5 protein-coding genes are annotated in these 3,372 nt (G+C 66.6%); 3 read left to right on the top strand and 2 right to left on the bottom strand.

Annotated elements, in window-relative coordinates:
* Positions 1-660: 660 nt before the first annotated feature.
* Positions 661-891 carry a hypothetical protein gene (locus KGM94_RS24445; RefSeq protein ID WP_300265065.1) on the bottom strand — a complete coding sequence of 77 codons (231 nt, stop codon included), beginning with the start codon at positions 889-891 and terminating at the stop codon, positions 661-663.
* A 238-nt stretch (positions 892-1,129) separates the two neighbouring features.
* On the opposite strand from KGM94_RS24445, the gene KGM94_RS24440 reads away from it, so the two are divergent.
* The gene (locus tag KGM94_RS24440; protein WP_300265062.1) at positions 1,130-1,438 is read left to right on the top strand and encodes a hypothetical protein; all 309 of its coding nucleotides are present in this window, start codon (positions 1,130-1,132) and stop codon (positions 1,436-1,438) included.
* 13 nt (positions 1,439-1,451) lie between these two features.
* Here KGM94_RS24440 and KGM94_RS24435 read toward each other — a convergent pair whose 3' ends face one another.
* Entirely contained in the window at positions 1,452-2,555 is a 1,104-nt protein-coding gene (locus KGM94_RS24435) for a mandelate racemase/muconate lactonizing enzyme family protein (protein WP_300265059.1), read from the bottom strand.
* Here KGM94_RS24435 and KGM94_RS24430 point away from each other — a divergent pair.
* Together KGM94_RS24430 and KGM94_RS24425 are read left to right on the top strand one after the other, a co-directional pair.
* The gene (locus KGM94_RS24430; RefSeq protein ID WP_300265056.1) at positions 2,554-2,757 is read left to right on the top strand and encodes a hypothetical protein; all 204 of its coding nucleotides are present in this window, start codon (positions 2,554-2,556) and stop codon (positions 2,755-2,757) included. The two genes, KGM94_RS24435 and KGM94_RS24430, sit on opposite strands and share 2 nt — an antisense overlap.
* A 129-nt stretch (positions 2,758-2,886) precedes the next feature.
* Positions 2,887-3,372 (top strand): SMP-30/gluconolactonase/LRE family protein (locus tag KGM94_RS24425; protein ID WP_300265053.1); only part of this gene is annotated, 486 nt, incomplete at its 3' end.

Genomic DNA, 3,372 nt, shown 5'->3' with positions numbered 1-3,372 from the left:
CCAAGCGTGCGATCTACGAGGGCGCCATTCTCGGCAACCGCATTTGAGGACGCCGATGGCTTCCCTGAGGCACTCGCGAAAGGCTCCTCGCGCGGGAGACGCTATCCCGCGCGGTCGAGCGGGTCGCCGATGTCGTGGACAAGCGGGCGCGCGTCGTCAGGCTGGCGGGCAGGGGTTTTGCGTTCTGGGCCGAGCTGCGCGAACCAGGGCCGGTTCCAGTTGATGGGCGTCCATCTCGAGCGGCCGCGTCGCGGGCGGAAGACGACGGCCCTAACGAACTAACTCCTCAAGGATAGCATAGTACCCCTGATTTGCCCGACGCGTCAAGTCAATTTCGTAAAATACGAAGCGTGGCCGGGCAGTCGCCGGCCACTGTGCATGGGGTTGAGCCTCACATTTTGAAAAGCCGGCGGCGCCCGACCCGCCGCCGCTCCGGAAGGGTTAACCTTCGTCCTCGGCCGCCGGCTGCACCCGCGCCTCGCCCGTCCTCGATCTTGTGCACGCGATCGGCGCGGCGACGACATCTAGCCGTGAACAGGCGCGTACGGAGCATCGCGGCTGATTCGGACGCGATTCGTTCGGGCCGCGTTCCGAAGGTTAAGGCGGCCCGGCCTCCCGTCGCATTTTGAGACAGGCTCGGGTGGCCTTCTCCTGCGCTCGTCAGCGCTGGACCGTGTCCGTCTGCTTCACGCGCGGGAAGCGCCAGCCGATCACGGTCGCCTCGACGGCGATGCCGGCTTCGTCGTTCTGCCAGCGTCCGCTGACGTAGCGGCAGGCGAACGGCAGCTGATAGGTCCCGCTGTGGTCCTCGCAAAGCACCTCGACCGGCATGCCGGGCGGCGGCTCTCCCTCGCCGTTGAACTCGGCCAGTCGTCTTTCGCGCGTTGCCATCGAAAAAGTCTCCCCGAAAATGAAAGGCCGCGGCGCGCGCCCACGACGCCGACGGATCATCCGCTCCCCGTGAAGGAAGCCCGCGACCTCAACGCGAGAATGCGGTGCGAGTATGGTATCGTCGCGGGGCAAAGCGCGATCCGCGCAAATTGCCGTGATCGATGAATGAGGAACCTGCATGCCGGGAAGGGTAGCCGCGATTTGTCTCCTGGGTTTTCTGTCTGGAACCTTGCTGGCGATGCCGCTTCGCGCGCAGGACGTGCCCGGCATCGAGATCTGCACGGTGGAAAAGACCTGGGAGCGGCGCACGAGCTGCCTGCAGAGCAATGTCGACTTCCTGCAGAAGACGATCGCGAAGCTCACGCTCGATCATCAGCAGAAGCTGGATGCAGCCAATCGCCAGATCGAGGCGCTGAAGGCAACTGTGACCGGTTTGCAGAAGAGTTTTGGCGATCTCCAGGCGGCGCAAACGAAGTTTTCCGATGACCTGAAGAAGAAGGCCGACGCGCCGCCGGCCAAGGAAGCGCCGGCTGCGAAGGACAAGTAGGCGGCGCGCGGGGTCAGCTCACGCGGTAGCGCTCCATCACCTCGGGGTCGGGCTCGTAGCCGAGCCCGGGTCCCTGCGGCACGGAGATGTGGCCGCGCGCGTCGGCGTCGACGCGGCCGTTCCAGAGGCAGGCCGGGCGCTCGAGGTGGAACACCTCGACGAAACCGTCGTCGCGCAGCGCCAGCAAGTGCAGCGTCGCCAGCAGGCCGGGCCCGAAATAAGGCGAGTGCGGCACGATCTCGACGCCGAGCTCGTCGGCGAGCGCCGCGATCTTCGCAAATTCGGTGACGCCGCCGACCTTGATCACGGAGGGCTGCGCATGGCTCACCGCGCCCGCGCGCATCATCTGGCCGAACTGGTACACGGTGCAGGCATTCTCGCCGGCCGCGATGTCGAGCCCGCCCTTGCGGCGCACCTCGGCGAGCCCCGCAAAGTCCTCCGGCGGCCACACCGGCTCCTCCAGAAACATCGGCCGCGCCGCGCGGCACTCCGCCGCGAACGCGATCGCCTGCTCGGCCGTCAGCGGGCAGTTCATGTCGACCATCAGCGGGATGTCGGGGCCGATCGCCTCGCGCGCGGCGAACACCGCGGCCGCGGTGGTCTCGTGCAGCTTGATCGCGCCGTAGCCGAGAGCGAGCGCCTTCCGGCATTCGGCCGCGATGTGCTCGGGCGCGCCGATCCGCAGCAGGCTGGCATAGGCCGGAATCGAGGCGCGCCTGGTCCTTCCGATCAGCCGGTGCAGCGGCACGCCCGCGATCTTGCCGGCGAGATCCCACAGCGCGATGTCGAGCCCGGAGATCGCGAACATCGTGATGCCGTAGCGGCCGAACAGATGCAGGTTGCGCTGGATCTGCTCCATCACGGCCGGGATGCCCTTGGCGTCGGGAACTTCGAGGCCGCGGGCCTGCGGCGCGATCATCTCGTCGATCGCGCTCGCCGTGGTGCGCGGGCAGACATAGGCGAAGGCATCGCCCCAGCCCGTCAGCCCCGCATCCGTGGTGACCTCGACGAGCACCATGTCGAGCGCGGAGATGGCGGAAGCGCCCTGGCGAAAGCTCGCAACGCCGGCGTCATAGGGGATGCGGATGTGATGCGCCCGCACGTCGGTGATCTTCATGATGGCTTCCTCCGCTGCTTCTGATGGCCGCTTCGATGCGTTTGGTCGGGGCCAGTCTAGCCGCGAAGGCGGCTATGGCGAGAACTTTGATTCCACCACCGGCAATGGCGGCTTCGAGATCCGGGTGCCGGTGAAAGACCGGACGCCGCGCATGATCCGGAAAAGTGTGAAGCGGTTTTCCGGCAGGATCATGCGCAATTAGAGAATCTGGCATACCTGCCCGCTTGCTTGGCAAGGCCGGGCGACTTTGTCATAACCACACGTCATTCTTGCGTGCGGGGCCGACGTCGGAGACCGGGGCAAGTTCATAACAGGCCGGGAGGATTATCCGATGTCCAGCGTCCGCATTCTCGCCACCGACCTCGAATTTCCCGAAGGCCCGGTCGCGATGCCGGACGGCTCGGTCGTGCTGGTCGAAATCCGCGGCCAGCGCCTGACCCGGGTCTGGCCCGACGGCCGCAAGGAAGTGGTGGCGAAGGTGCCGGGCGGGCCGAACGGCGCCGCTCTCGGCCCCGACGGCAAGATCTACATCTGCAACAATGGCGGCTTCTCCTGGATTCCGACGCGCAACACCATCATGCCGGGGCCGCAGCCCGACGACTATCAGGGCGGCTCGATCCAGCGCATCGATTTGCAGTCCGGCAAGGTCGAGACCGTCGTGAGCAAGTGCGGCGAGCACGCGCTGCGCGGGCCGAACGACCTGGTGTTCGACAAGCAGGGCGGGCTGTGGTTCTCCGATCTCGGCAAGCGCCGCGCCCGCGAGATGGACGTCGGCGGCATGTACTATCTCAAGCCCGGCATGACGGAGATCGTCGAG

The sequence above is a fragment of the Bradyrhizobium sp. genome, from assembly GCF_028868675.1.
Lineage (GTDB): Bacteria > Pseudomonadota > Alphaproteobacteria > Rhizobiales > Xanthobacteraceae > Bradyrhizobium.
This window is presented reverse-complemented; position numbering and strand designations above follow the sequence as displayed.

Coding starts and splice junctions, on each gene's coding strand:
- KGM94_RS24440 (WP_300265062.1), top strand. CDS start 1,130: ATGCCGCTTCGCGCGCAGGACGTGCCCGGCATCGAGATCTGCACGGTG.
- KGM94_RS24435 (WP_300265059.1), bottom strand. CDS start 2,555: ATGAAGATCACCGACGTGCGGGCGCATCACATCCGCATCCCCTATGAC.
- KGM94_RS24430 (WP_300265056.1), top strand. CDS start 2,554: ATGATGGCTTCCTCCGCTGCTTCTGATGGCCGCTTCGATGCGTTTGGT.
- KGM94_RS24445 (WP_300265065.1), bottom strand. CDS start 891: ATGGCAACGCGCGAAAGACGACTGGCCGAGTTCAACGGCGAGGGAGAG.